General features: G+C 67.2%; 30 protein-coding genes. 4 read left to right on the top strand and 26 right to left on the bottom strand.

Features of this window, described 5'->3' with window-relative positions:
- Positions 1-45 precede the first annotated feature (45 nt).
- The 10 genes from K2Y56_RS24300 to K2Y56_RS24255 form a co-directional block, all read right to left on the bottom strand.
- Positions 46-2049: a hypothetical protein gene (locus tag K2Y56_RS24300; protein WP_292514058.1), complete on the bottom strand. Its 2004-nt coding sequence runs from the start codon at positions 2047-2049 to the stop codon at positions 46-48.
- A 107-nt stretch (positions 2050-2156) separates the two neighbouring features.
- The gene (locus K2Y56_RS24295; RefSeq protein ID WP_292514055.1) at positions 2157-3029 is read right to left on the bottom strand and encodes a hypothetical protein; all 873 of its coding nucleotides are present in this window, start codon (positions 3027-3029) and stop codon (positions 2157-2159) included.
- Entirely contained in the window at positions 3026-4159 is a 1134-nt protein-coding gene (locus K2Y56_RS24290) for a baseplate J/gp47 family protein (RefSeq protein ID WP_292514052.1), read from the bottom strand. The genes K2Y56_RS24295 and K2Y56_RS24290 overlap by 4 nt, the downstream gene beginning before the upstream one ends.
- Positions 4159-4521 carry a hypothetical protein gene (locus K2Y56_RS24285; protein ID WP_292514050.1) on the bottom strand — a complete coding sequence of 121 codons (363 nt, stop codon included), beginning with the start codon at positions 4519-4521 and terminating at the stop codon, positions 4159-4161. The genes K2Y56_RS24290 and K2Y56_RS24285 overlap by 1 nt, the downstream gene beginning before the upstream one ends.
- 29 nt (positions 4522-4550) lie before the next feature.
- Complete coding sequence (locus K2Y56_RS24280) at positions 4551-5327, bottom strand: hypothetical protein (RefSeq protein ID WP_292514045.1); 777 nt, start codon at positions 5325-5327, stop codon at positions 4551-4553.
- Between the two features lie 4 nt (positions 5328-5331).
- Positions 5332-5892, bottom strand: coding sequence for a phage baseplate assembly protein V (locus tag K2Y56_RS24275; protein WP_292514043.1), 561 nt, complete (start codon positions 5890-5892; stop codon positions 5332-5334).
- Positions 5885-6946, bottom strand: coding sequence for a contractile injection system protein, VgrG/Pvc8 family (locus K2Y56_RS24270; RefSeq protein ID WP_292514041.1), 1062 nt, complete (start codon positions 6944-6946; stop codon positions 5885-5887). Before K2Y56_RS24270 ends, K2Y56_RS24275 begins: the two co-directional genes overlap by 8 nt.
- 4 nt (positions 6947-6950) lie before the next feature.
- Positions 6951-7169, bottom strand: coding sequence for a hypothetical protein (locus tag K2Y56_RS24265; protein ID WP_292514038.1), 219 nt, complete (start codon positions 7167-7169; stop codon positions 6951-6953).
- Between the two features lie 6 nt (positions 7170-7175).
- Positions 7176-7940 carry a hypothetical protein gene (locus K2Y56_RS24260; RefSeq protein ID WP_292514035.1) on the bottom strand — a complete coding sequence of 255 codons (765 nt, stop codon included), beginning with the start codon at positions 7938-7940 and terminating at the stop codon, positions 7176-7178.
- A gap of 9 nt (positions 7941-7949) precedes the next feature.
- A complete protein-coding gene (locus tag K2Y56_RS24255) occupies positions 7950-10511 on the bottom strand; it encodes a hypothetical protein (protein ID WP_292514032.1) in 2562 nt (853 codons plus the stop codon).
- Between the two features lie 44 nt (positions 10512-10555).
- On the opposite strand from K2Y56_RS24255, the gene K2Y56_RS24250 reads away from it, so the two are divergent.
- Positions 10556-10786 (top strand): hypothetical protein, encoded by a 231-nt coding sequence (locus tag K2Y56_RS24250; RefSeq protein ID WP_292514029.1) that lies wholly within the window; start codon positions 10556-10558, stop codon positions 10784-10786.
- Here K2Y56_RS24250 and K2Y56_RS24245 read toward each other — a convergent pair.
- From K2Y56_RS24245 to K2Y56_RS24235, 3 genes are read right to left on the bottom strand one after another with little or no spacing between them, the layout of a single operon-like run.
- Positions 10764-11189: a hypothetical protein gene (locus K2Y56_RS24245; RefSeq protein ID WP_292514026.1), complete on the bottom strand. Its 426-nt coding sequence runs from the start codon at positions 11187-11189 to the stop codon at positions 10764-10766. The genes K2Y56_RS24250 and K2Y56_RS24245 overlap by 23 nt on opposite strands.
- Entirely contained in the window at positions 11186-11407 is a 222-nt protein-coding gene (locus K2Y56_RS24240) for a hypothetical protein (protein ID WP_292514023.1), read from the bottom strand. Before K2Y56_RS24240 ends, K2Y56_RS24245 begins: the two co-directional genes overlap by 4 nt.
- Complete coding sequence (locus K2Y56_RS24235) at positions 11391-11810, bottom strand: hypothetical protein (protein WP_292514020.1); 420 nt, start codon at positions 11808-11810, stop codon at positions 11391-11393. Before K2Y56_RS24235 ends, K2Y56_RS24240 begins: the two co-directional genes overlap by 17 nt.
- A 154-nt stretch (positions 11811-11964) precedes the next feature.
- On the opposite strand from K2Y56_RS24235, the gene K2Y56_RS24230 reads away from it, so the two are divergent.
- Genes K2Y56_RS24230 through K2Y56_RS24220 form a run of 3 tightly spaced genes read left to right on the top strand, consistent with a single transcriptional unit; the run spans position 11965 to position 13261 of the window.
- Positions 11965-12216 carry a DUF4926 domain-containing protein gene (locus K2Y56_RS24230; RefSeq protein ID WP_292514017.1) on the top strand — a complete coding sequence of 84 codons (252 nt, stop codon included), beginning with the start codon at positions 11965-11967 and terminating at the stop codon, positions 12214-12216.
- Positions 12213-12581, top strand: a complete 369-nt coding sequence (locus K2Y56_RS24225) for a DUF6883 domain-containing protein (RefSeq protein WP_292514015.1) — start codon at positions 12213-12215, stop codon at positions 12579-12581. The genes K2Y56_RS24230 and K2Y56_RS24225 overlap by 4 nt, the downstream gene beginning before the upstream one ends.
- 11 nt (positions 12582-12592) lie before the next feature.
- Positions 12593-13261 carry a thermonuclease family protein gene (locus tag K2Y56_RS24220; RefSeq protein WP_292514012.1) on the top strand — a complete coding sequence of 223 codons (669 nt, stop codon included), beginning with the start codon at positions 12593-12595 and terminating at the stop codon, positions 13259-13261.
- Positions 13262-13512: 251 nt separating this feature from the next.
- Here K2Y56_RS24220 and K2Y56_RS24215 read toward each other — a convergent pair whose 3' ends face one another.
- The 13 genes from K2Y56_RS24215 to K2Y56_RS24155 form a co-directional block, all read right to left on the bottom strand.
- Positions 13513-13953 (bottom strand): hypothetical protein, encoded by a 441-nt coding sequence (locus K2Y56_RS24215; RefSeq protein ID WP_292514009.1) that lies wholly within the window; start codon positions 13951-13953, stop codon positions 13513-13515.
- Between the two features lie 82 nt (positions 13954-14035).
- A complete protein-coding gene (locus K2Y56_RS24210) occupies positions 14036-15583 on the bottom strand; it encodes a phage tail sheath C-terminal domain-containing protein (protein WP_292514006.1) in 1548 nt (515 codons plus the stop codon).
- 80 nt (positions 15584-15663) lie between these two features.
- A complete protein-coding gene (locus K2Y56_RS24205; protein WP_292514003.1) occupies positions 15664-15837 on the bottom strand; it encodes a hypothetical protein in 174 nt (57 codons plus the stop codon).
- A 9-nt stretch (positions 15838-15846) separates the two neighbouring features.
- Positions 15847-16695, bottom strand: a complete 849-nt coding sequence (locus K2Y56_RS24200) for a hypothetical protein (RefSeq protein ID WP_292514000.1) — start codon at positions 16693-16695, stop codon at positions 15847-15849.
- 2 nt (positions 16696-16697) lie between these two features.
- Positions 16698-16940: a hypothetical protein gene (locus tag K2Y56_RS24195; protein WP_292513997.1), complete on the bottom strand. Its 243-nt coding sequence runs from the start codon at positions 16938-16940 to the stop codon at positions 16698-16700.
- A 3-nt stretch (positions 16941-16943) separates the two neighbouring features.
- Entirely contained in the window at positions 16944-17306 is a 363-nt protein-coding gene (locus K2Y56_RS24190) for a hypothetical protein (protein ID WP_292513994.1), read from the bottom strand.
- Complete coding sequence (locus K2Y56_RS24185; protein WP_292513991.1) at positions 17303-17641, bottom strand: DUF3307 domain-containing protein; 339 nt, start codon at positions 17639-17641, stop codon at positions 17303-17305. The genes K2Y56_RS24190 and K2Y56_RS24185 overlap by 4 nt, the downstream gene beginning before the upstream one ends.
- Positions 17641-18048: a DUF4054 domain-containing protein gene (locus tag K2Y56_RS24180; RefSeq protein WP_292513989.1), complete on the bottom strand. Its 408-nt coding sequence runs from the start codon at positions 18046-18048 to the stop codon at positions 17641-17643. Before K2Y56_RS24180 ends, K2Y56_RS24185 begins: the two co-directional genes overlap by 1 nt.
- Before the next feature lie 4 nt (positions 18049-18052).
- On the bottom strand, positions 18053-18613 hold the full coding sequence (locus tag K2Y56_RS24175) for a hypothetical protein (RefSeq protein ID WP_292513987.1): 561 nt from the start codon (positions 18611-18613) through the stop codon (positions 18053-18055).
- Positions 18614-18709: 96 nt separating this feature from the next.
- The gene (locus tag K2Y56_RS24170; RefSeq protein WP_292513984.1) at positions 18710-19669 is read right to left on the bottom strand and encodes a major capsid family protein; all 960 of its coding nucleotides are present in this window, start codon (positions 19667-19669) and stop codon (positions 18710-18712) included.
- A gap of 114 nt (positions 19670-19783) precedes the next feature.
- Complete coding sequence (locus K2Y56_RS24165; RefSeq protein WP_292513982.1) at positions 19784-20224, bottom strand: hypothetical protein; 441 nt, start codon at positions 20222-20224, stop codon at positions 19784-19786.
- A gap of 65 nt (positions 20225-20289) precedes the next feature.
- Positions 20290-21417 carry a DUF2213 domain-containing protein gene (locus K2Y56_RS24160; RefSeq protein ID WP_292513979.1) on the bottom strand — a complete coding sequence of 376 codons (1128 nt, stop codon included), beginning with the start codon at positions 21415-21417 and terminating at the stop codon, positions 20290-20292.
- A gap of 7 nt (positions 21418-21424) precedes the next feature.
- Positions 21425-22317 (bottom strand): phage portal protein (locus K2Y56_RS24155; protein WP_292513977.1); only part of this gene is annotated, 893 nt, incomplete at its 5' end.

The following is a 22317-nucleotide window of genomic DNA, read 5'->3' as shown; positions in this document are numbered from 1 at the left end:
GGCCGGGACGTTGAGAGTTGCAGGGAGGAAGCGGAGGCGGGGGGGCTAGTAGATCACGGCGCCGATATTGCCGGGGGTGCCGCCGACGGCCGGGCTGGCCGCTGCCGTGCCGCCGGTGACGGTGCCGCCTGCGCGGTAGATGTCGCTGATCGACGAGGCATAGTAGCCGTACCGGCTATTCGAGCCGGTCGTGTTCTGCGCATCGATGTGGCTCGACTGCTCACAGAAGTAACCGTCCATGTTACCGGTCGACTGCGTGCCGAACGCCTGGATCCAGCCCTGGAACGAGCACCGGAAACCGGCCTGACCATTCCCCGAGGACGAGGACGAGGTCGAACAGTAGAGGCCGGACCCCAACTCGGCCGAGAAGCCGTCTGTGAAGTTGCCGCGAGCCACGACCGTCGAGGCGACCGCGCAGATCATCTGCGAGGCGTAGCTGGCCTCGAAGCCCCTGGCGCCGTTCGAGATCGAGACCACGACGCCGGCCGGGACCAGGAGCGTACCGTTGAGAGTCGCGGCGATGCCGTGAGAGGCGCAACCGACGGCGCCGCAGTTGCCGAACATTTTGAGGTAGGCGGTATTGCCAGCCGCGATACCACGACCGGAGCCGCCTGCCGCCCAGACACGGGTGAAGCTGACGAGGCCGTTCTCGCTCAGGAACACGTCCTTGGACGAGCCCTGACCATCGGCGGTCAGGAGGATGTCCTGCATGCTCCCGAGGTTGCCCGTGACGCGGAACCCCGTGCCACCCGCGAAGGTGATCTCGGTCTGGTACGCCGCCCGGATCGAGATCAGGGCCGCGGCCGTATCCGTCACGCGTGCGCCACCGCTGTTGCCGGTGATGACGAAGGCAGAGGGCGCCGGGACGGGCTGGGTCAGCGGCTGGCCGACGATGAAGACGCGCTCGCCATCGGGATGGCTGAAATAGATGTCCGAGTTCGAGACGATCTTGCCGGCGCCCTTGGCGACGGGGAGCTGCAAGGTCACCGAGCCGGTCGAGGTGATGCGACGACGCGAGATCCAGGTGAACGCCGTCGGCAGATCGACGAAGTCAGCACCGGCGCCGTAGACGGTGCGGGTCAGCGGGCTATCGACGACGTCGGTTGCGGTCGAGGATCCGCCGATGATCCAGTTCGCGCCGTTGCGCACGAAGTCGATGATCGCGCCGGCCTGATAATCGGCCGGGCCGAAGGGCGTGCCTGAGGTCTTGGTGATCGTGCCCGAGGTGCCGTTGACCGTCAGCGTCGCGCCGGGGACGAGATCGCGGGCGAGCTTGACCGAGACCGTGAAGCCGTCACCGACCGCGGTCGGGGCCGGGACGACGTTCGCGACGATCGTCGAGCCCGACGAGCCGCTATCGTAGGCGAAGGTCCACTGCTTGGACTGCACACCCTGCGGGATCTGGCCGAGCTTGGCGCCGATCAGCGGGGCGTTGATGTAGGGCGTGATGCTTCCAGCCGAGATCGAGGTCTGGCCGAAGGTCAAGGTGATGACGAACAGGCCCGACCAGTTGGTGTCGGGGCTCGGGGTGACCTGGGTTCCGCCGGTCTGCGGGACGCCGTACTTGACGCCGTAAGCAACAGTGCCGCGCCGGGTCGTTGGGAGCTGCTGGTTCGTGTTGCCGGGGCCCGCGAGCGGCTGGCTCGGGTTCGCGGCATTGTAGAAGGGCAGCACGATCGAGTCGGCGTCGATGTCCTGGTACTGAACCTGGATCAGCACGTTGAGCGCCTGGCCGATCGTCGTCGGCGGCGACAGGGTGATCGCGTCGGTGTTGAGCTTGATGCCCTGCTTGGTGATGACCCGGGTGTCGACGCCGAGCGACGAGATCGCCGTGCCCTCGATCGCCTGCTGCTGGTAAATCTGGCCCGGGCCGAGATTGACCGAGAGCGAAGCCGGCGCGGTCGGCGTGCAGGTAAAGCCGTCGACGAGCGTGGCGGTGCCCAGGATGGCCTCGGCGAGCTTGCCGAAGCCGACCATGGCGAACTGACCGGACGCCAGGTGGTCGATCGTGCGGGGCAGGGCGTTCGGATAGACGATCTGGCGATCCATAGGGGGTAGCTCCGAGCGAATGAGGACGGCCGTCCGCGTTCGCGCCGGGGTGCGGCGCGTCGTGTCGTGCGGGACGGGATCAGGGGAGGCGCCGGGTCAGGCGCCGGTCAGCGTTGGGCGATCGCCGTCCAGGCGATCACGCCGGCCGCCTTGGTTGCGGCGATCGTCGCGAAAATCTCGGCGTCGGTGATGTTCTGAGGCTGATCCGGGCCGTAGAAGCCGACGCCCGGGAAGGCATCGAAGGGCGGGGTCGGCACCACGTAGGCGAAGGCGCCGGTGCCGTAGCCCGCCGCGGTGTTCTCGTAGCCGCTGATCTGCGGCGCACCATTGCCGTCGCCGCCATAGGCGAAGCCGGGCGTGTCGTAGCCGCCGGCCCCGATGACCCCGGCAAAGCTCGCCGGCCCTCGACTGACCCGGATGAAGATCTGGTTCGGGTAGTCGAGTGAGCCGTAGCAGCCCGCGCCGGGTGCAGCGCCGAACGTCCGCCGGGGCAGGACGTAGGCGACCGCGCCGGTGTCGTAGCCGCCAAGCCCGCTATCGTAGCCGCCGATCATCTCGGGTAGCAGCTCGGGCGCGGCATAGGACGAGGTACCGACATCGTAGGCGCCGCAATCGCCCGGGTTCCAGAGTTCGGTGATGCCCGGCTCCGCCCCGGTCAGGTCGGTGATCGCGGCGACGAGGGCGTCACGGGTGACGCGCGGGCGTAGAACCTCGCGCCTGATCCGGGCCGAGAAGGCCGGGTCGATCTCGCCCGCTCGGCGTTGGATGCGTGAGGCGAAGAAGTCGAACGCCGCGAGGTCGAGGAATCCCCCGGTCGCCGTGGCGACACGGGTCTGGAGCTTGGAATAGTCGATGAAGTTGGTGACGTGCGATAGGTTCGCGCTGACGCCCGAGAGCACACCGTCGAGAACGTCGTCGTCGTCGAGGAACCATGGCGGCAGGAGAGACCGCAGCCGGGCCAGGATCGCGGCGGGGCTCATCGGATGGGTCCGATCAGAAGCCGGCCCGCCTTGATGGTCTGGTAGGGCGTCGCGATCAGGTCGGAGGTCGAGCCGTTGAGGCGGATGTCGGTGACGTTCACGACCCCCGGGATGCCGTAGGCGACGTGCTCGAGGATCGTGAAGCGCAGCGGCTTGCCGATGCCGAGCCCGTCGATGTAGGCGCCGAGCGCGGTCGAGACGCGGCCGGCAATCGCGATGGCCGCCGTGTTGTCGTAGGCGGGATCGATCGCCACTGACATCTGGACGGTCGCGACGAACCGGGTGACCGCGATGGTCGAGACCTGAACCCCGCCCGCCCGCACGGTGCCGATGGCGTCGCGAACGGATGCCACAAGCGCCTCGGAGGGGGCGCCTGAGCCGTCATCGACGATAACGGTGACGTAGCCCGGCTTTTCGACGAGCGCCGCCTGGAGCCCTTGCTGGACGCCCGCGACCGCGGATCGGATGGCGGCCTCCGTCCCCTTGGAGAGTCCGGCGATGTAGAGCGCGAAGCGGGCCCGGTAGTCGGTGTCCTTCTCGGCGTCGAGCCCGTTGGTCAGCGGCGACGGGTTGACGACGGTGTCGAGCCCTTCGACGGTCGAGCGGGCGGTGTTGATCTGGCCCGAGACGACGTTCCAGCCCGACGCCTTCATCTCCCCGGCCGGCATCGTGGCCTGCACCGGGATGTCGGCGTTCAGCGTGCCGGCGGCTAGGACGTAGCCGCCAAGATCCGCGCTGTAGGTGGTGAAGCTCGGGTCGGCGTAGACCGTATAGATCCGGGTGCCGTCGGCGGTGGCGACTTCCGCGCCTACGGGGACGACGGCGAGGTCATCGGCCGAGAAGCGGGAGAAGATCACGACGCCGGTCGCGGCCTTGGCGGGCAGGCGAGTGAAGCCCCAGTCTGCGTACCAGCTATCGAGGTCAACGCCCTCGGATGTCGTCGCTCGTGTGAGCGTGAGAACGTAGACGATCACACTCTGGAGCCAGAGCGTAAGGTCGGCGCTGGCCTCGGCCACGGCGCGCAGCACGGCACCGACCGAGAAGTCGACGAGGGCGGCCGCGCGCCCCTGGACACCGGCGGCGAAGTTGCCGACGAGCGTCGCGAAGTTACGAGTTGGGATCGCGGCCATCAGGACACCTCGAAGGAAAGCGTCTGCTGGCGACCCGTCGCGGCATCGGCATAGACGATACGGACGTGGACGCCGTTGAGGATCGGGGTGACCGTGATGCGCGGGTCGGGGTCACGCGCGACCGCTTCCTCGAGGAAGATTTGCGAGCGGATCAGACCGCCCAGCGCATCGACGTCGAGGAGGTCGCCGACCCGGCGCGGCAAGCCGGCGCCGTAGTCGAGATGCTGGATGTAGGTCTCCGCCACCGTGATCAGGCGGCGCAGCACGCGCTGCACGCCGCGAGGCGGGCCATCGACGAGCGCAAGGTCGCCGGTGAGTGAGACCGAGAGACGGCCGCCCATCGGCAAATTCAGGTCAGGCATGGATGCCTCTCATGAGAGGCCCGGTCAGGTCAGGCGGCGACGTGGGTCGCGACCGCGGCCTGCATCGTGTCCTGCACGCCGGGCTTGAGGATCAGGGGCAAGATTGCCTGGATCTCAGGCACGGTGCTGGCGGTAGCCGCAGCGGCGCTGGAGACCGTGACGAGCGTGACGGCGGCATCCTGCGCGGTCTGAAGGGCGGTCGCGCTTGCATCCGTGACCGCTTTGAGGCTCGCGGCTGCCGCGGTGACCCACCCGATTGCGGCATCGGCGGTTATCTGGCCGCCGACAACGCCCTGGATCACGGTCGGGAGCGCGGATGCGATCGCGCCAACCGTTCCGCCCGCGTGCAGCGGCCCTAGCACCCGATCGAGACCGAGGCTGGCGGGCACTTGGTCACCGAGCATGTCGGTGATCGAAGTGTGGGTGATCGCATCCAGGAGCCCGAATTGCCCAGCCCCTGGCATCGCGGAACCGGAGAGGAGCCCGGCGGACTGCGAAAGGCTGCCGATCGCCTGGGACAGGCCGCCAGAGCCCGTCAACGCCGTGACGAGCCCGGTAGCGCCCGAAACCCCGGAGAGCTGGCCTACGGCGCCCGTGATCGCGCCTTGGAGCTGCCCGCTGACGGCGCCAAGAGGGTTCTGCATGATTGCGCCAGGGCCATCCTGGAGCACCTTGGCGAGCGTGCCGCCGAGGGGACCGCCGCTCATCATCTTCGTGATCGGGAATTTCTCGGCGATGACCGAGCCGACCTTCATGTGCGGGGCGCCCCCGATCAACTTGAGGGCCTGGCCCAGGTCCATCGGCATCGTGTCACCCGCTATTGAGGAGGATCTTGCCGGCCTGCTGCTGGATGGAGCCGCTGGCCTGCGTCGTGACCTGGCCGGCCTCGGTCGTGACCGTGGAGGCTTTCGTCGCGACGACTTTCTTGCCGTTGTCGGTCGTGAGGTTGCCCGACTTGTCCCAGGTCACCGTGCCGCCGGTGGCGTGCGTCTGGGTGATGGAGCCGTCCTCGGCGTAGACGGCGCGTGTCCCGGACTCGTGCCAGATCGCGAACTCGCCGCCCTTCACCTTCGGCGGCTTCTGCTGATCCGAGAAGATCCGGGAGATGACGACCGGGTTGTTATGGTCGCCGTCGACGAAGCTGACGACCATCTGGTCGCCGGCCTTCGCCCCGATCGCGATCCCGAAGCCCTTGCCGATCGCGATGCCGCCGAGCGGAACCCAGCCGGTTTCGATGCCCTCGGGTTGCAGCTTCAGCTTCACCGCATGGGTTTCTTTGTTGTAGCTCGTGACCTCGCCGATGCGGGTCGCAGACCGCGCGTTTGCCGGCGAGGATGCCTCCCGGCGGATCAATTCCGACAGCTCATCCATCGGATATGGTCCTGTCTTTCGAGGCAGCCTTGGCGGTCACGAGGACGCGGTAGCCTTCCTCGGGGTTGAGGCGATGCTCGGCGCTCTCGATGTCGTAGCCCTGGTCGAACGAGCACTCGGTACCGGACAGTTCGAGCTTCATCCTGGCGCGCACGCCGGTCTCGCCGGGTATCTCCAGGGTGATCTGCCGTTCCTGCTTGGTGGAGCGGCGCAAGCGCTTCTCGGCGATGCGGCTCGCCCGGTCCTGCTTGAGACCCGGCGCCTGATATTCGTAGGTGATCCCGTCGCCGTCAGCGCCGGTACCGGACGCGCCGGAGAGGGTCTTCTTCCCCTCGATCTTCTTCTTCGCCTTGTGGTCCCACGAGGAGACCTTCACGGTCGTCTTGCCCGCCATGTTGAGGTTGCGCACCTCGGACAAGGTCATGAACGTGCCCGACGCGACGCTCTGGGGCGTGGGCGGGACGTAGGTCACCGCCAACACCGGCAGATCGTCTTCGCCCTCGGGGCCGAGGTAGAGGGTATCCCCGTCGAGCGCGACTGAAAGACCCTCGGAATCGGCGAGGTTGTTGATGATGTCCCAGTCTGTCAGCTCGCGGGGCTGATGGACGGTATCGATATCGTATTCGCGGCCGGCCTTTAGCGTGTCGGCCTTGGTCGAAACCTTGAGACCATGGCGCTTGGCCACCTCCTCGATGACGTCCTTGCCCTTCTTGTTCTTGAAGGCTTCGGAGAGCGACTTGCGCTCCATCATCTTCTTCGATTTGTCGTGGCAATCGATGTCGATGGTGCGCCGAAGCCAGTTCGGCCGAACACTACTGACTTGGCCGGTGAAGATGGCCGGGCCGCTCTCGCCGTCCTCGGCGATGTGGCCCTTGATCTCGATCTCGGCCGTGTCGCACCAGAAGGCCACGCCGAGCCCCCCGGTCATTGGGAACTCGGCGTGCATCGTGTCGGACTTGGCCTCGCGCCCGAGGTGGATCTCCATCGAGACCACGTCGACGCGCCCGCCGGCCACCGTGAGGTAGCCCCGCGGCCGCCGCAGTTCTCCGGGCATGGGATCAGGCTCCGATGACGCCGCTGTTGGGCTGGCCTTTGGCAGGCTTGTCCGGGATCACGAGTTCGTCGATCGTGCCGGTGAGGAAGGGATCGCGTAGGCCATTGGCCCGAGCGATCACGTTCCAGAGCGTGTGGTCGCCGTACTGCGTCGCCGCGATCTCGAAGAGGTTGCCGCCGGACACGGTGATGCGCCGCGCGGTCTTGCCGACCTGGATGGTCATGAGCGCCTACCCTGCAATGGTGCCGAGGTTGACCGCGACGCGCCCGACGAGGCCGCGGGTGCGCAGCAACGCGTCCTGAGCCTCAAGAGCGGTGAATTGCGCCATTAGGGACGCCGCAAAGCCGGGCCCGGCCAGGAGGGCGGGGTCGGGTTCGTTGGCCGACGTGATCGCGTTGTCCATCTCGACGATCGCGGCATCGGCCACATCGACGGCTAGAGCCGCCGCGGTCTGGATGGGGGCGATGAGCGCGACCGCAGCCGTCGGCAAGGACGGCACGCTGCCGATCGCATCCCGAAGGCCACCGAGAGTGCCGCTGACCGCGCCGGAGCCGATCAACCCGATGAGCCCGAGCGCGCTGCCGAGGTCGCCACCAACGAGCGCATCGAGCCCGGGTCCAACATTCCCACCGCTCCCGCCACCGTCATCGAGAACATAGAGCTCGATCCGATAGGGTAGGTCGAAGACCTGCCGGTAGTCGGCCTCGAAATCCTCGATGACGACGAGATAGTAGAGGCCACCCCACGTCAGCGGGATCCGTGCGCCACGCTTGCGCATTTCGTTGAGGGATCGGGCCCGCGAGAGAGCGTCCGCACCGCGGAACCTGCCCTCCCACCGGATATCGCAGTCGTCCCCGCCCATCGCATCGGTGACACGCCTGCCACCGATGAGGACGTGCTTCGCCAGCTTCTGCTTGCCGCCGAAGGGGATCTTCTCCGGGACCTCGTGGCCCCGGAGCGTGATCCCGCCCAAGGTGACGCTGGAGCTTGCCATGTCGGTTCCTTACGCCTGGGTCGGAGCTGAGAACCCGACGGGTGTCTGGAGCCGGTTGCTGTCGAAGCCGCCGGTCCCGTTGCGGGTGTCGTTGGCGGCGACCTGATGGCGAGTGACGCTCTGTGCGACCCGGCGGCCGTCCATGTGCAGGTTGGCCGTCAGGGTCGCGGGCGCCGTCGATCGTGCTGGCGGCGCGTAGCTGCTGGACTTCCCCGGCGTGGCCGGAGCCGCGCTAGGAGCCGCGCCAGCGCCCGCTGGGCCGGCGGAAGGAACGCTGACGTTCCCAAGGGCCCGGATCTGCCCGGCAAGGCTGGAGAGCGCCCCACCAGCGCCTGCGGCGGCGCTCTTGACCTCGTTGATGCCGGACGCGGTCGACGTCAGGTTAGGAGCCGCGCCGGTTGCGGCCGCACTAGCCGCGTCGATCGCGGTAGCCGTCTGCTTGATCGCGTCCGGTGAGCCTGGCGCCGGCCCCGTTCCGCCGGGTCCGCCTATTACAGCTTGAGGTTTGCCCCCGGCCGGCATTTGGTCGTTCAGCCCAGAGAAGGGCTTCGTGATGACACCCCAGAGGTACTTTCGGAGCGCGGCCGAGGATTGCTCGGCTTGAGCTAGTTCCTCCGGAGAGCCCTTGCCCGTCGTCATGCGCTTGGCCGCGGCGATCGTCGCCTCTGCCTTCTCCCGCATCGCGGTGCCGCCAGCGGTGGCGACGCCAAGGCCAAGGCCACCTGCAACGAGGCCGCCACGACCGAGCCGGCCCGCCGTGAGGATGCCCTTGCCGATGCCCTTGGCCGTGTTCACGCCAAGGGCGCCCGTGATGGCGCTCGTCGCCTTCGCGCCAACGGCGGCCACGGCAACAGCGCCGCCCGCGATGGCCGCGCCCGATCCCAGCTTCAACAGCTCGGGCGATCTCGAGGCCGCCTCGCTAATCGAGGCCATGCCGGCGGCAAACTGCGCCAGCATCGGGGCACCGGTCGCAATAGCCGGCCCGGTGATGAGGTCAAAGGCCGACTTCATCTGGGTCAGGATAGCGTTGACCGCGATAAACGGATCCCTGGTCTGATCCGATGCGACGTCCGCCGTGCCGCGGGCGTTCCTTAGACGCCCCCTGGTGGCCTCGATCTGAGGCATATCGGTCAGGTAGCTCGTGAACAGGTTCGCGGCGGTGCGGTCGGAGGAGAACGACGAGGTCATCTTGCCGACCCCGATGCGCCCCGCGTCCGTCATTTCCTTCGTAAAATCGCCGTTCGCCCATTCAGGCGGCGCAAAACCCTTCTCAATTGCTTTATTTAGAAGGTGTTTCTTTGCCCATTCATAGTTATTACTCGAATAAAGTTCCTGATCAACGAACTCGCCCTTCTTCTTTACGACTTGCCGGCCGGACCTTTCGGTGCCGAGGCTCATGTTCTGCCGGATGCCGAGGTTCTGCTGCTCGATCAGCGCCTCTTTCGTGGAGCGCCCCATGACCGTATTCTGGTAGGCGGTCGCGATGCTCGTGCCGGTGCGCGAGCCGCCCTGCTGCATGATGAGCGAGGGAAGGACATCGCGGTAGAAGTCGGCCGAGAGCGTTTTGCCGGAGGACTGAGCCGTCTTCGAGAAGTTGAGGTAGTCGTTCGCCTTCACGCCCTCGCTGTCGAGCTGGCGCGCCTTCACGTAGCCATCGAGCAGCGCGCGCGTCGTGGTCACGTCCATCGACTGACCGATGTTGTCGATGAACTTCGACAGCACCTCGGTTTCCTTGCCCGCGTTCTGTGGGCCGGAGATGGTCTGGACGGCCGCCTGGGCGCGGATGTAGTCGGGGAGCAGCTCCATCGCCTTAGCGGCGTTCCCGACGTTCGGGATCAGGAGTCGGCCCATTTCCTTAGCGGCCAGCGGCGAGATCGAAGGATATTGCGCCGAGAGCTGCATCGCCTTGGCGCTTAGGACAGCCATCTCGGAAGGCGTGATGCCGGCGTTCTTCTGGCGAATGTCCTCGCGGACGCCCTCGCCCGCGTACTGAACGCCAGCCCGACCCGCCCGACCAACGACACCGGCCGCCGCGTCCCCGGTGCCCATGCCGGCGCCGAACCCGACGCCGTTACCGAAAGAGTTTCCACGACCGCGACGGCGTCCGCCGGTGCCGGGCGGGGCTCTACCGTCGCCGATATTGATGCCGGCAGCGGCGCGGCTGGCCTGGTTGAGGGCCGTGACGGTGCCCTGGAGCTGCCGGTTCGCGCGGCCGATGCCGCCGGACCACGTGCCCATGCTCGACGAGACGGTGCGAGCCGAGGTGCGGACCCCGTCGAGGGTGGTGCGCACGTTGCGCAGCTCGCCCGCAGACTTGCCGGCGGCGGTGCCCCATCGGCCGAAATTGCGCTCTATGCCACCGGCGCGAGTCTTGATCCCGGCGAGGGCGGCGGAGAGGCGCCGGGCCTCGGCGACGGCGCGGGAGATCGGGGCAGCGAAGGTGCCGAGCGCCTTCTCGGCCGACTTGGCCTTCTTTTCGATGTCCGTCATCGTGCCGAGGAGCTTGCGCAGCTCAGGGGCGATGTTCCCGGCGAGCCCGAGGCTCATCTGGATCCGATACACGTCAGACATGATCTTAACCTTCTGACGCTAGTGCGCAGGGACGGGGAGCGGACATGTCGAACGACGTCGAGACGACGAAACCACGGTCCCTCGCGGGGGACATCTTCTGGATTGTGGTCGGCGTGCCCGTGTTCTGCGTAGGCCTCTGGCTGCTCTACATTGCGTGGCAGGATCCCGATGATGTACCGCGCAAGCTCTTGGCCGCGCTCGACACCCTAGCCCGCTGGGCCGCCGATCTAGCGGCATGGGCCGAGAAGCCCATCACGCCGCAAAGTGGCGCTTGATCCGTCGGCCCACGATGCGGTGGACGTCGCGTTCCTTGCGGACGCCAGCGGTCTTCAGCACGGGACGAGGCGGGATGCCGCGCGAGGTGCCCAGCTCCTGCCACGTAGCCTTCGGATCGTTCGAGCCGACCGCGGCCTTGGTGGGTGACACCACCTTGCGAGCGTAGCTATCGCGCATCGCCCCGGTTTCGAGCAGCGGACTATCGCCGGTGGCCTTCCGGGCGATCGTCTTCTCGTCGAGCGCCGGCCAGCCGTCCTGGTATGTGCCGGGCAGGCTCTTGGCCTCCTCGAGCACCGCCTTGGACGCCTCGTCGAGCGCGTCACGCTGCGCACCCGGCAGGCCGGCGATCTTGCCTTCCATGAAGGCGACGAACTCGCCGATGGATCCGAACGAACGGCTCATGCGTCACGCTTGTCCCATTCGAGACGGGTCCAGTCGAAGCTGCCGCCGTCGAGTTCGCCGAGGACCACGCACCATGCCAGGCGCATCGTGGCATCGAGGGTAAAGGCGACGTCGAAGGGGACGCCCTTGTTCACGAGGAACAGGCAGTCTTTCACCGCCGGCTCATCGGCGATGGCGCGGGCCTGGTCCCGGTCGACGGCGTCACTCGTCCCCATCATCGTCGGGATCGTCCGATGGCGGGTTGAAGGTGTCGCGCATGGCGGCGTTCAGTTCGTCCCAGTCCTCGCCGATACGGTAGACCTGCGCCTCGACCTGCCGGGTGGACACCGGCATGGCCACCTTCTCACCGTTGATCTCGGAAACCGAGCACGCGACGAAGGCGTAGGAGGCGTAGACGCCGTTGAACATGAGGTCGCCGCCGAGGGCTTTGGCGATCAGCATGCGATCGATCGCGGCCAGCTTGCGGAACACGTAGGTGCGCCCGCTGGAGCATTTGCATGTCCCGACGCTCTGAGCCGCGCGCACCATCGTCTCGCTCGGGGTAGGCGCCGCGGCCGGGGGCGCGGGTAGCCCCGAAGAGGGGGAGGCGTCTTCGCCGGCCTGGAGGATCTTGACGGACATGGGGGTGCTCCGAACGAAAAATGGCCCGCCGAAGCGAGCCGTGAGAAGGCCTAGGAAAGGGGGGCATCGCAACGGACTAGGAGGGCCTGCGAACCTGTGAAGGTTCTCAGTTTCACAGGTTGCGGAATCCGCAATCCCCAGTACCATTGCCGGCATGTCGGTTGAGACGTTTTACCAGTTTCGTCAGGGCGGCCCGCGCTCCGAGTTCCGCGACTTCGATGTCGTGGGGCTGACGGCTGCAGTAACCAGCGACGATGGCGACGTAATCCCCGAGGGGACAAAAGGCACGATCGTCAACGTCTGGCGGGACGGGATGGCCTACGTTATCGAGTTCGAAGAGCCGGCCGGGGCTATTGCGACTGTCGCCGGCGAGGGTCTGCGGCTGGTCGAGCGCGCCCAGCCTTGATCGGCTTCCAATTGCCGACCAACTGGCTGGTCGAGCAGGACAAGGTCACGAAATACCTACTTAATACGTCGCATCCCCAAGGCGGGGGAAAGGCCAAGTTCTTCATGGCCTTTGGGTTTGACCCGGCGCAGCCCGTCGTCTTAGCCGACGCGTTGGCGCACCACGTCTTCACCAACCTTCCAGGACGCCACGTTCCTCAAAAATTCGGACCATCAAGACTCGTGTTCGAGGGTCCTATGGAAACTCCGGACGGACGCATCGCCGAGGTTCGAACCGTTTGGGAGATAACCATGGACGACCAGGCGCGCTTCCTCACAGCTGTTCCCCTCACACGGCGTAGTCGTTTTTCTGACCGCGAAGGGTAGAAGTGCCTGCCATGCGATCCGTCATGCTGGCCCTTGCCCTTATGCTTACGTCCGCCGTTGCTGCGGAGCCGATTGCTGGTCGCGCCTCCGTGACGGACGGCGACACGATCGAGATCGGCGAGACGAAGATCCGTCTTCACGGGATTGATGCGCCGGAGAGTGCGCAGATCTGTCAGGACGGCGACGGCAAGGATTACCGCTGCGGTCAGGTTGCGGCACTCGCGCTGGCCGACAGGATCGGCGCCGCGCCCGTCTCCTGCGAGCCGCGCGAGACGGATAGGTACGGCCGCATCGTCGCGGTGTGCCGGAAGGGCAGTGAGGATCTAAACGCCTGGATGGCCGCCCAAGGCCACGCTATCGCCTTCCGGCGCTACTCGGAGGATTATGTTCAGGCCGAAACGACGGCCAAGGCGCTGAAGCGCGGGATCTGGGCCGGGACGTTTCAGGAGCCGTCGGATTGGCGCAAGGCCCGGCGCGCCGCGGGGGAAGATACCGCGCCGGCGCCGACCACGGCGTGCCTGCAGATCAAGGGCAACATCTCGGCCAAGGGCGACCGGATCTATCACCTGCCCGGAACCTCGAGCTACGCGAAAACCCGGATCAAGGAATCGGCCGGTGAGAGGATGTTCTGCAGCGAGGACGAGGCGAAGGCCGCCGGGTGGCGGCCTTCCCGCGGCTGATATGGTTTTAACGCCCGTGAGAGGCGCACTTACCGCTTGGTAGCCGGTGCCCTGGCCCGCCACGCGAGCCACATGCCGCCTCGGCTGCGGACGATAGCACCACGGCGAATGCCAGAACCGCTGCCACCCCTGCGAACATCCTTTTCATTGCTTCCTCCCGCGCAGTTCAACCTGCACGGAAAGCCTGCAACCTTAAGCGAAGGACCACAAGATGCAGGTCCTCGCCTCAGGAGACAGTGCCTCGATGCGGACTACTGGACCTTGATGCGCCGGCCGGCGGCGAAGGCGATCTTCAGCACGATGGTCTTGCCGCGCTCGGCCTTGCCGGCGTCGTCGAGCTTCAGCGCGACGCCGGTGTAGCGCCACTGGGTGAAGCCGCCGCCGACCTCCTGCATGGTCTCCAGGATGGTCGCCTGCCGGATGGTCTGGCCGCCGTAGAACTGCTCCTCGCGGGCGGCGAAGAAGTCGTCGACGACGCTGTTCGAGCGGTCGATGTCGAACGAGCCTTCCCAGCCGTCCGGATCCTCCTCGAAGATCGGCGGAGCGTTGAGGGGCTTCGACTTCACCTGCTCGGTGCGCTGCTTCTTCTCCCAGCCCGTCTTGATCGGGATGAGAAGGGGGACGCCCGTCGCAGGATCGACGATCTCGATCGCGACGTCGTGGCCGGTGTTGAAAGTACCGAACGAGGACATGGGTCAGGGCTCCGGGACCGGAGTAAAGGGCGGGGCTTAGGGGGTGACCTCCCCCCGCAGAGGGGGGAGGTGATGACCCGGATCAGGCGCGGAAGGTGAAGCCGTCGGGTTGGACGTTCGTGCGCGTGATCGTGACGGTCTGGCCGCCCTCGACATCGATCAGGAAGTATTCGACCACCGCGAGGTAGACGACCTTCACGGCGGCCTTCATGTAGCCGAGCGCGATGCGGTTGATCGGGTTGTTCGAGAGATCACAGATGACCTGGAAGTCATCGATCATGTTCTCGGACTGCATGCCGCCCAGGAAGGCGTTCAGCGTAGCCGCGGCCCGGTTGCGGGTCGAATCGTCGGCCCGGCGGCTCTGCAGCTCACCGACATACTTGCCCATGCCCTGATCGAGGGTCTGGGCGATATAGTTGGTGAGGCGGGTGTAGCTGACCTGATGGATGCCGGCGTTCGAGCTCGTGTTGCGCCCGAAACGGTTGCCGAAGACGTTGCCGGCCGGGATCGGGTTGCAGATCAGCGACAGGCCGCCGACGGCGAGCTGCTGAAGCTCGGCGTCGGAATACTTGGCGCCGGTCGCCGACCGCTGCGTACCGATCACGCCCTTCATTGGCTTGTTAAGCGAGGTGCGCTCGGGCGAGAGGTTCACCAGCATGCCAAGCTCGAACGCCTGCGGAGAGACGTAGCGGTTGAGCTGGTTGGCCTCGTCGTAGAACAGCACCCAGTCGCCGAACATCAGCTCGAAGGCGTAGCTGTCGAGGCCGCCCGTGGTGCGGACCGAGACCGCGTTGGTGATGGTGTCGCCGGCCGGAGTGGCGCCGACCACCAGGGTGCTCTCGGACAGGCCGAACGCGATCTGGGTGGCGTAGGTCGTCGCGTCGTCGGCATCGCACAGGGCGATGGCCGAGCACTTGTAGCCGCGCAGGGCGAACATGCCGGTGCGGGGCGTCACGTCGGTGCCGATCAGGTCGGCCGCATCGACGCCGGAGGCGCCATCGGTACCACCCGAGAGGGTCACGATGGTGTTCAGGGTCGGCGCGGCCGTGAGGGCACCGGCTTCCGCAACGACGAGGCGCGAGGCGGCGCGAGCGACGCCCTGGCCGTTATTGATCGCGCTGGCGAGCCCGATCCAGAAGGCGTTGCCGGTGCCCGTGAGGTTGTCGAACACCTCGGAGCCGACGAAGGGCAGGGTAACGATGGCGCGGGTGGTGCCCGGGGCCGAACCGTTGGACAGGAGGAACTTGATCTGGTTGCCGCCCGTGCCGGTGTACTTGGCGGTGAGGGTCAGGCCGGTCGCCTGGATTGTGCCGGTGGCCGCTACGTCGGTGCCGTCGGTGACGCGCACGCACGCATAGGCGCCGACGCTGCCCTGCTTGGAGCCGACCGAGACGAAGGTCCCCATATCGTACTTGCGCGGCTGGACCTTGCCGAAATTCGACGAGAAGCCCGTCGGGTCGGACACCAGGACCGGGACGCCGACCGGACCCCAGATCGCGGTACCGACGATGCCGCCGACGTTGGTGGGCACGCCGTTGAGCAGCAGAAGGTTCGGCTCGACGATCTGGATGTAGAGACCGGGGGTCGAGAGGGCGGTCGTGTTCAGGGCGCCCTGGGGAGTGATCGACATCGTGACGACGTCCTCTCAAGCAAAAGGCCCGCACGGTGGCGGGCCTCGGGTCGACGGATGGGGTTTGGCTGGAAGCGGGGTCAGTCGGCCTTGGCGGCCTTGACCGGGGCCTTCTTCTCGGCGGCGACCTTCACGACGCTGGCGCTGCGGCCGTCCGTCAGGATCGCCTTCACGACCTCCGGATCGGTGATGCGCTGGCCGACGGCATAGGAGGCGAACGGGGATTTAACGACGAGGTCGAAGCGGTGGGTCATGGCAGGCCCTCAGGCTGTGGTGATGACGGGCGGCGCGAGGACCACGCCGTCGGCGCTGGCCGGTTGCGTAGCGGTCTCGGGGAGGATGACCTCGAAGGCGTCCTCGACGAGGTACTGGCCGAACTCGACCCAGTAATTCAGGTCGCGCCGGTAGAGGTCGGCACGTTCCGACATGTCGCTGTCGTTCGTGCGGTCATAGCGGATCCAGCCGGCGGAGCCGTCGACGAGGGAGATGAACTTCGGATCGGAGAGCCGGCGGCGCACGATGCGCGCGACCGTCGTCCGGATCTGCGGGGTCGACGCCCAGACCGAGACCATGATGCAGCGGTCGGTGCGCTCGACTTCCTTCACCAGGCGGCCGGGCCCGCCAACGCGAGCGACGAGCCGATGCGTCCCTGGGATGGTGAGCACCGCGCCCGCGCTGGTAGCGTCACGGCCGCCAGCGGTGATCAGAGCGGCAAGCCCGGCGGCGATCGATGCCGGCGTGTCGCCGCCCTGGACCGGATAGGCGACCGTGCCGTCGTCGATGATGAGACCGACGTTCTGGCCGGCCGCTGCCGTGCCCCCGATCGTCACGGTAACACCCGAGGCGACCGCTATGACGAGATGGAGCGGAGGGGTGGCCACGAGCCATTGCGAGAGAGCGCGGGTCCGGTCGCGCTCCAGGTTCGGCGGCGGGAAGATCGAGACGAAGGCCCGACCCTCTTTCTTCGCCGCCTCGAGCTTGTTCGGCGGGGGCCATCCCGGCATCACCGTGACGGTCACGCCAGCGGCGGAGGCAGCCGCGGTGCCGTTCGGATAAAGGGCGGCGCTCAGGACGCCCGTGAGAGCGTCGAGCACGTCGGAGAGGTCGGCCATGGCTATGATGCCCGTTCGATACGAACCGCGCCGCGACGCTCAATCCGGATCATTTCACCATCCTGGTGTCGCCAGTAGCCGTCGCCGTCGCGCTCATGACAGATAACGAGACCGGCCTCTTCGTCCGCGGTGATCACCGCCTCCTGTGCAACGCTGTCCAGGAAAACGGTGTATCGCTCGCGTGCAGGTATGGTGGTTAGCGCCTCCCGGAATCCGGGATCAGTTCTCTCAACCGAGACACGCATCGCTCACACCTCCAGGAGGTCACAGAGGCAGCTCCAGCCGAGGCTGTTGGGGTAGGCGGCGGTCACCTGATACCGCAGGCCGAAGTCGTCGATGATGATGTCTCGGGACATGATGGCGGGCGGTGCCGCGATCGAGGGCAGGGCGGACAAGGGGATGAAGATCCGCCACGTCGTCAGCGCCCGGGTATCGCCGGGGAGCCCCGCACCAGTCGCGCCGGCGGTCGCCTTGTGCTGGATCGATGCGATGAGATCCGTGTGGATCACGTCTTCCTGGTCTGGCGTCAGATCCCCGTATTCCTGCGCGCCGGCCACGGATGCGGGCGAGGGGCGGTTGATCGAGATCGTCCGTGGAAAGAGGAAGCTCATGACAGGGCGACCAGGATGAGCAAGGCCCACAGGAGCTTGCAGGCTACGTGCAGGGCTTGGTCTTGGCCGTAGGTCAGGGCGCCGGTGCATTTCGCGAAGTCGATCGCGAAGTGCGCCGCAAGCTCCAGCAGAGCCAGCAGCCACGATCCGGTCGCGAGCTTCACCGCTCCGGCGTGGATGGCGGCATGGCACAGAAGCGCGTGCGGCCAGATCGTAGCCCCTGGCACCAGACTCAGGGTGTGGTTCTTCGCCTTGCTGAGCCAATCACCCTGGAGCGGGTAATCGGCCAAGGCGTGGCCGATCAGCATCCAGAGGAGCGCGTCTATAACGGGCATCAGACGATCGCCACGGCCGGGAAGGATCGGGCCCGCAGCTCCAGGAAGCGGCGGCCATAGGGCGTGGTGGAGAAGGCCGAAGCCGACCCTTGGTTAACCCCGCCGCCACCGTTGCCGGCATCGGAAGGGTTAGCGAATTTCAGGGACGTGTCCCCGGCCCTCATCTCGGTCACCGTGCCGATACCGCCCGTGAGCATCACGGACTCGGCGCTGGCATTGGCGCCCTGGCTCTGAAGCCAGTGAGCGGCGAGGGCGAGCATCGCGGGCGCCCGATGATCCTCGATCCAGGTCTCGCCGACGTCCAGGAGAGCATCGGCGAGAACGGCCGTCACGGTCACGTCCGCGACCGCGGCGAAGGCCGGGTAACGCGCCTTCAGGTCGGCAGCGGTCGGGGCCGTGTACGGCATCGGATCAGGCTCCGGTCAGGATGGTCTTGGCGAGGGCCGTGGCCGCCTTGCGGGTGGTCAGGGGCTCCGGGTTGGCCGGGGTGCCGTCCTTCAGGACGTTGAAGCCGCCTTCAGCGACAGCGACCACCTCAACCACGGGGTCAGCGACCACCGGGGGTGTCGGCGGCGTCTCATCCGCGGCCGGAGGCGCATCGGCCTCGACGATCGGGGCGACGACGGGAACGACCACGACATCCACGACCGGCGGGACCGGGAGGTTGGCATCGAGGTCGAGGGAAACGGCCGGTACCGGGGCATCGGCGGGCGCCTCGACGATCGGGTTGCCATCGCCGTCAAGCTCGGGTTCGGGCGCGAACCGCTGATCGTCCATGAAGGCGTCGGCGCCATCCTCGGACGAGCCGGTGATGGAAAGCATGGTGGATGTGAACCAGAACTCGACCACCGGATTGCCGGCGAAGGTCTGGGCCTGTTCGAGCGTGATGGTTGCCTCACCGAGAGCGGGCACAGTGACGCCGCATGGGAGGGTCAGGTCGCCCGAATGGGCGCTGGTGATCGTGAACGTCATGAGGGCTCTCGGATGGCGTCAGGAGGGCAGGGAGGGCGCGGCGGGTATCGCCGCGCCCCTTGGATCATCGACGGCCCCAGCGGAGCCGTCAGGCGATCACATGATGCCGTCGAGATAGCGGACTTCCTTCGGAAGCCGGATGTCGAGTCCGCCGAGGCGCATGACGCCGGGCACCAGGTAGGAGAGGCCCTGGACCTGCACGGGCAGGAACTGGAAGGGCATCGGCACGTGGAGCTTCAGCACCTCGGGAGCGCGGCGGTAGGCGACCGCACGACCGGTGGAGCCGGCGCCCTTCGTCTCCAGGCCACGCACGCCCGAGATGGTCAGGGGGCGACGGTACTTGGCGGTGTAGACGTTGTTCTTCACCAGCCACTCGAGGATCGACATGTCCGAACCCGTCGCGCGGGGGGTCGAGGACAGGTAGAGGTAGCTGTCCCAGGGCAGGAGCACCGTGTCGGACATCGACGTGGTGTTCGTCGCCACGAAGGTGCCCAGCACGAGGCTGTTGAAGTCGGCGATGATGTCGTCCGGGGTCTTGTCGCGCCACTTGAGCGAGGCAGTCTGACCGGTCGGGCTGTCTGCGCCGGCAGCCGGAGCCGCACCAGAGGGCACGCCCGGGTAGTCGTACAGGCCCTTCATGTTCTTCTCGGCGTCGCCGTTGAGGGCGACTTCGTCGGTGAACTCTTCCGACACGCGGCGGGCGATGAGTGCCTTCTCGTTGCCGAGGTTCACCCCAAGCATCTTGGCCTGGTTCACCTCCTCGAGGCCGTAGTCGTAGCCGATCGCCGACATGTGGACGGAGGTCTCGAACTTCTCGCTCCGGAGGCCAACGGTCGGGACGTCGAACGCCTTGCCCGAGGCCCACTTCGCCTTGCCGGCGCCGTCCATCGACCAGTAGGTGACCGAGGTCGCCCAAGAGTTGGCGGAGTAGTCGACCGGAATCAGGCTGGGGTACTGGATGTCCGGGTACTTGATCCGGTAAACGCCGGCCTCGACGTGCGAGGTCTGGGCGGTGACGAACCCGAGGTTCGCCTGCATCGCGTCCTGTGCGAACATGTGCGGTGGTCCTGATCTTGGCGCAGCACGACGAACCCGGCGCCGCGTTGTGCGGGCCGGGGGCTGGTCGCCGGGTAGTCGGAGGGGCTTGAGGCTAGACCGGCGCGGAGCCGATCAGAGGCGCAGGAGCGCGAGGCCGTTCAGAGCGGCCGTGGTCTCGTAGCGGGCGCCCGAGACCAGCGTGTTGCTGGTCGCCGTCTTCATGAAGGCGCCGGCCGCGGTCAGGTAGACCGGATCGCCGGCCACGACGGCCTCGCCGACCTTGACCCAGATCGTACCGCGACGCTTCACGCCGGCCGTGTCGTACTGGCGGTAGGTGTCCGGGGTAGTGCCGTCCGCAGCCTGATCACGGATGGTGACGCCGACGAACTTCGTCGGGGCCGTGGCGAACGGCACGACGCCGTGGTCGCCGGTGCCCTGCGAAACCGGCTTGCCGAAGGCGACGGCGGCCTCTGCGGTCCGCGAGATGTTGTGCTGACCCGCGGTATCGAGGTCGCCCTCCTGACCCTCGAGGGCGACGGCGTGCATGGTGGTGTAATCGGTCTGGACGGGCATGGGCCTCGTCTCCTCGTCAAACGGTAGGGGGTGGCTTGCGCCGTCGTGGGAGAGGCGAGGGCCGCTTAGGCGGCGGCCTTCCAGGCGTTGGCGTTATCGGCCAGCATCTGAGCGTGGGCGGTCTTGCGCTCGTCACCAGCGTCGCCGACGGTCACGGTGCCGAGGGCAGCACGAAGCGGGTCGTTGCCGGTCTTGCCGGCCACGACGACCGCGAACGCGCCGCCGATGCCGGCATCGTCGAGGCCCTTGGCGCTGTCACCGATGGCCTTCTCGACCACGGCGCGGCGGATCTCCGCATCGGTCTTTCCGACCGGGGCGAAGGCATCGCCGAGGACGGTCTTGGCCTGGCCGATGAGGTTGGCGCGGGCGGCGGCCAGGGCATCCAGGGCGGCGCCCGACGGGATGGAAGCGGTAAGGGCCGCGATCTCGCCGTCCTTGGCGCTCAGGGCCGTTGCGTGGGCAGCCTGGAGAGCGGCGATCTCGCCAGTCTTGGCGCTCAGGGCGGCATCCTTGGTCAGCGCATCGGCGACGGCGTCAGCGAGCTGCTTGGAGACCTTGGCGATGACCTGAGCGGCGGTGTCGGAGACTTCGAGGGAGATGCCGTCGAGGATGATCTTCTGCGTGGTGGTCATGATGGCCTCGGGTAGACGGGGAGGGGTGGGCTTGGCGTCGTCGCCGATCCGGCATTCAGAGCCGGCGCGGCCTCGATCGACGAGGGCGACGTGGTTGATGCGGATCTTCCGCTGCACCGCGTCGTAGGGCTCGCCGGCGTCGGTCACGCCCGGCGTCCAATCGACGATGCACTGGTAACCGGCACTCAGCTCGGCCCGTCCAGCGTCGACATCTGCAATGGCCGCGGCGTCCGCGACCATGAGGGGAATGCGCACGAACTCGCCGTCGCGGGCGACCGAGCCGTCGATGTGGCCGACCGCTACGCTGCGGTAGGTGTCGGCGGTGACGGGTGTGTTCGGATGGCCGTTGGTGACGGGCTTGTGCGCGTAGGTGGCGAGGGAAGCCTTGTCGAAGACTTCATCGGCCGGGCGGTGCATCCGGACCCGGTCGAGCTCCGGCTTGCCGCACTCGGCGCCGGAATAGACCTGGATGCCGGTGCGAGCTGCACGGGCATCGGCAACGAGATAGCCGTCGGCCGTGCGGCGCGTCCGCTCGACCGCAAGGGTGTCGGTGAAGATCATGTCGGCCTCAGGCTGCGAGGGCAGGCCGCGGCGTCACCTCACGGAAGCTTTCGGGCCCGAGCACGATGGGCCCGGCAAAGGGCTCGATCGCCGAGAGGTCGAAGCCGGCGGCATCCGTCGAAAGGGTGATGTGCGGGTTGTAATCCGGCCACGCGTACTCGGCGCCGATGTCGAGCAAGTCGCGGTGGCGCCAGTTCAGGTCGTCGGACCGGAACAGGAGCACTACGGCCTCGCCCGCCTCACCGAAGCGATCGAGGTCCCGCGCGCCGCCGGGGGCGATGCGCAAGGTCTCGGGCGCCTCGTAGGCCGCGAACCAGTCCACCGGCGTCCGTGAATGCATCACGGTGACGTGGAGGTCCTCGGCGGCGACGAGGTTCGGGATCCCCATCCGCGCCGCCCATGCCAGGATCGCCTTGGCGTTCGTGACAGGGCGGGACACGTAGAGGGACCGCGGAGCGGCGTCGGCGATCGCATTGGCGGCCGGCTTCGGGTCCTTGGCCGCCTTCGGCTCTGCCGTTAGGGTCTTCTCGACCTTCAGGGGCTCGTCGCCGAGCTTGTCCAGAGCCTCCGGATCCACGTGCTCATCGAAGGATGGGTAGACGCCATCCTCGATGATCTGATCGCGAACCGAGCGAGCGAAGCCGGCGGCCGGGAAGAGACCTAGGCCGGCATAGAGCACGGTGGTCTCGGCGCGAACCTTAGAGGTCGTGGCCTTCTCGGCCGGCGTAGGCTGCCAGAGAGGGACCCAGGTGAAGCTGGCGTTCCGCGGGCGGCGGCCGAGCGCGTGTCGGATCAGGACCTCGTCCAGCACCGCCAGCTCGGATTGCAGGCCGCCGGTCTGGCGAGCCTTGATCGTGTCGTAGTAATTGCGGGCATCGCCGTCGCCGGTGGCGTTCATGC

This window comes from Methylobacterium sp., from assembly GCF_019745455.1.
In the GTDB taxonomy this organism is placed as follows: Bacteria; Pseudomonadota; Alphaproteobacteria; order Rhizobiales; family Beijerinckiaceae; genus Methylobacterium.
The sequence above is the reverse complement of the archived record's forward strand: the minus strand, read 5'-3'. Positions and strand labels throughout refer to the sequence as shown.

Bases quoted from the DNA above. Each gene is read 5' to 3' on its own strand.
- K2Y56_RS24300 (WP_292514058.1), bottom strand. From the start codon at position 2,049: ATGGATCGCCAGATCGTCTATCCGAACGCCCTGCCCCGCACGATCGAC.
- K2Y56_RS24295 (WP_292514055.1), bottom strand. From the start codon at position 3,029: ATGAGCCCCGCCGCGATCCTGGCCCGGCTGCGGTCTCTCCTGCCGCCA.
- K2Y56_RS24290 (WP_292514052.1), bottom strand. From the start codon at position 4,159: ATGGCCGCGATCCCAACTCGTAACTTCGCGACGCTCGTCGGCAACTTC.
- K2Y56_RS24285 (WP_292514050.1), bottom strand. From the start codon at position 4,521: ATGCCTGACCTGAATTTGCCGATGGGCGGCCGTCTCTCGGTCTCACTC.
- K2Y56_RS24280 (WP_292514045.1), bottom strand. From the start codon at position 5,327: ATGCCGATGGACCTGGGCCAGGCCCTCAAGTTGATCGGGGGCGCCCCG.
- K2Y56_RS24275 (WP_292514043.1), bottom strand. From the start codon at position 5,892: ATGGATGAGCTGTCGGAATTGATCCGCCGGGAGGCATCCTCGCCGGCA.
- K2Y56_RS24270 (WP_292514041.1), bottom strand. From the start codon at position 6,946: ATGCCCGGAGAACTGCGGCGGCCGCGGGGCTACCTCACGGTGGCCGGC.
- K2Y56_RS24265 (WP_292514038.1), bottom strand. From the start codon at position 7,169: ATGACCATCCAGGTCGGCAAGACCGCGCGGCGCATCACCGTGTCCGGC.
- K2Y56_RS24260 (WP_292514035.1), bottom strand. From the start codon at position 7,940: ATGGCAAGCTCCAGCGTCACCTTGGGCGGGATCACGCTCCGGGGCCAC.
- K2Y56_RS24255 (WP_292514032.1), bottom strand. From the start codon at position 10,511: ATGTCTGACGTGTATCGGATCCAGATGAGCCTCGGGCTCGCCGGGAAC.
- K2Y56_RS24250 (WP_292514029.1), top strand. From the start codon at position 10,556: ATGTCGAACGACGTCGAGACGACGAAACCACGGTCCCTCGCGGGGGAC.
- K2Y56_RS24245 (WP_292514026.1), bottom strand. From the start codon at position 11,189: ATGAGCCGTTCGTTCGGATCCATCGGCGAGTTCGTCGCCTTCATGGAA.
- K2Y56_RS24240 (WP_292514023.1), bottom strand. From the start codon at position 11,407: ATGATGGGGACGAGTGACGCCGTCGACCGGGACCAGGCCCGCGCCATC.
- K2Y56_RS24235 (WP_292514020.1), bottom strand. From the start codon at position 11,810: ATGTCCGTCAAGATCCTCCAGGCCGGCGAAGACGCCTCCCCCTCTTCG.
- K2Y56_RS24230 (WP_292514017.1), top strand. From the start codon at position 11,965: ATGTCGGTTGAGACGTTTTACCAGTTTCGTCAGGGCGGCCCGCGCTCC.
- K2Y56_RS24220 (WP_292514012.1), top strand. From the start codon at position 12,593: ATGCGATCCGTCATGCTGGCCCTTGCCCTTATGCTTACGTCCGCCGTT.
- K2Y56_RS24215 (WP_292514009.1), bottom strand. From the start codon at position 13,953: ATGTCCTCGTTCGGTACTTTCAACACCGGCCACGACGTCGCGATCGAG.
- K2Y56_RS24210 (WP_292514006.1), bottom strand. From the start codon at position 15,583: ATGTCGATCACTCCCCAGGGCGCCCTGAACACGACCGCCCTCTCGACC.
- K2Y56_RS24205 (WP_292514003.1), bottom strand. From the start codon at position 15,837: ATGACCCACCGCTTCGACCTCGTCGTTAAATCCCCGTTCGCCTCCTAT.
- K2Y56_RS24200 (WP_292514000.1), bottom strand. From the start codon at position 16,695: ATGGCCGACCTCTCCGACGTGCTCGACGCTCTCACGGGCGTCCTGAGC.
- K2Y56_RS24195 (WP_292513997.1), bottom strand. From the start codon at position 16,940: ATGCGTGTCTCGGTTGAGAGAACTGATCCCGGATTCCGGGAGGCGCTA.
- K2Y56_RS24190 (WP_292513994.1), bottom strand. From the start codon at position 17,306: ATGAGCTTCCTCTTTCCACGGACGATCTCGATCAACCGCCCCTCGCCC.
- K2Y56_RS24185 (WP_292513991.1), bottom strand. From the start codon at position 17,641: ATGCCCGTTATAGACGCGCTCCTCTGGATGCTGATCGGCCACGCCTTG.
- K2Y56_RS24180 (WP_292513989.1), bottom strand. From the start codon at position 18,048: ATGCCGTACACGGCCCCGACCGCTGCCGACCTGAAGGCGCGTTACCCG.
- K2Y56_RS24175 (WP_292513987.1), bottom strand. From the start codon at position 18,613: ATGACGTTCACGATCACCAGCGCCCATTCGGGCGACCTGACCCTCCCA.
- K2Y56_RS24170 (WP_292513984.1), bottom strand. From the start codon at position 19,669: ATGTTCGCACAGGACGCGATGCAGGCGAACCTCGGGTTCGTCACCGCC.
- K2Y56_RS24165 (WP_292513982.1), bottom strand. From the start codon at position 20,224: ATGCCCGTCCAGACCGATTACACCACCATGCACGCCGTCGCCCTCGAG.
- K2Y56_RS24160 (WP_292513979.1), bottom strand. From the start codon at position 21,417: ATGATCTTCACCGACACCCTTGCGGTCGAGCGGACGCGCCGCACGGCC.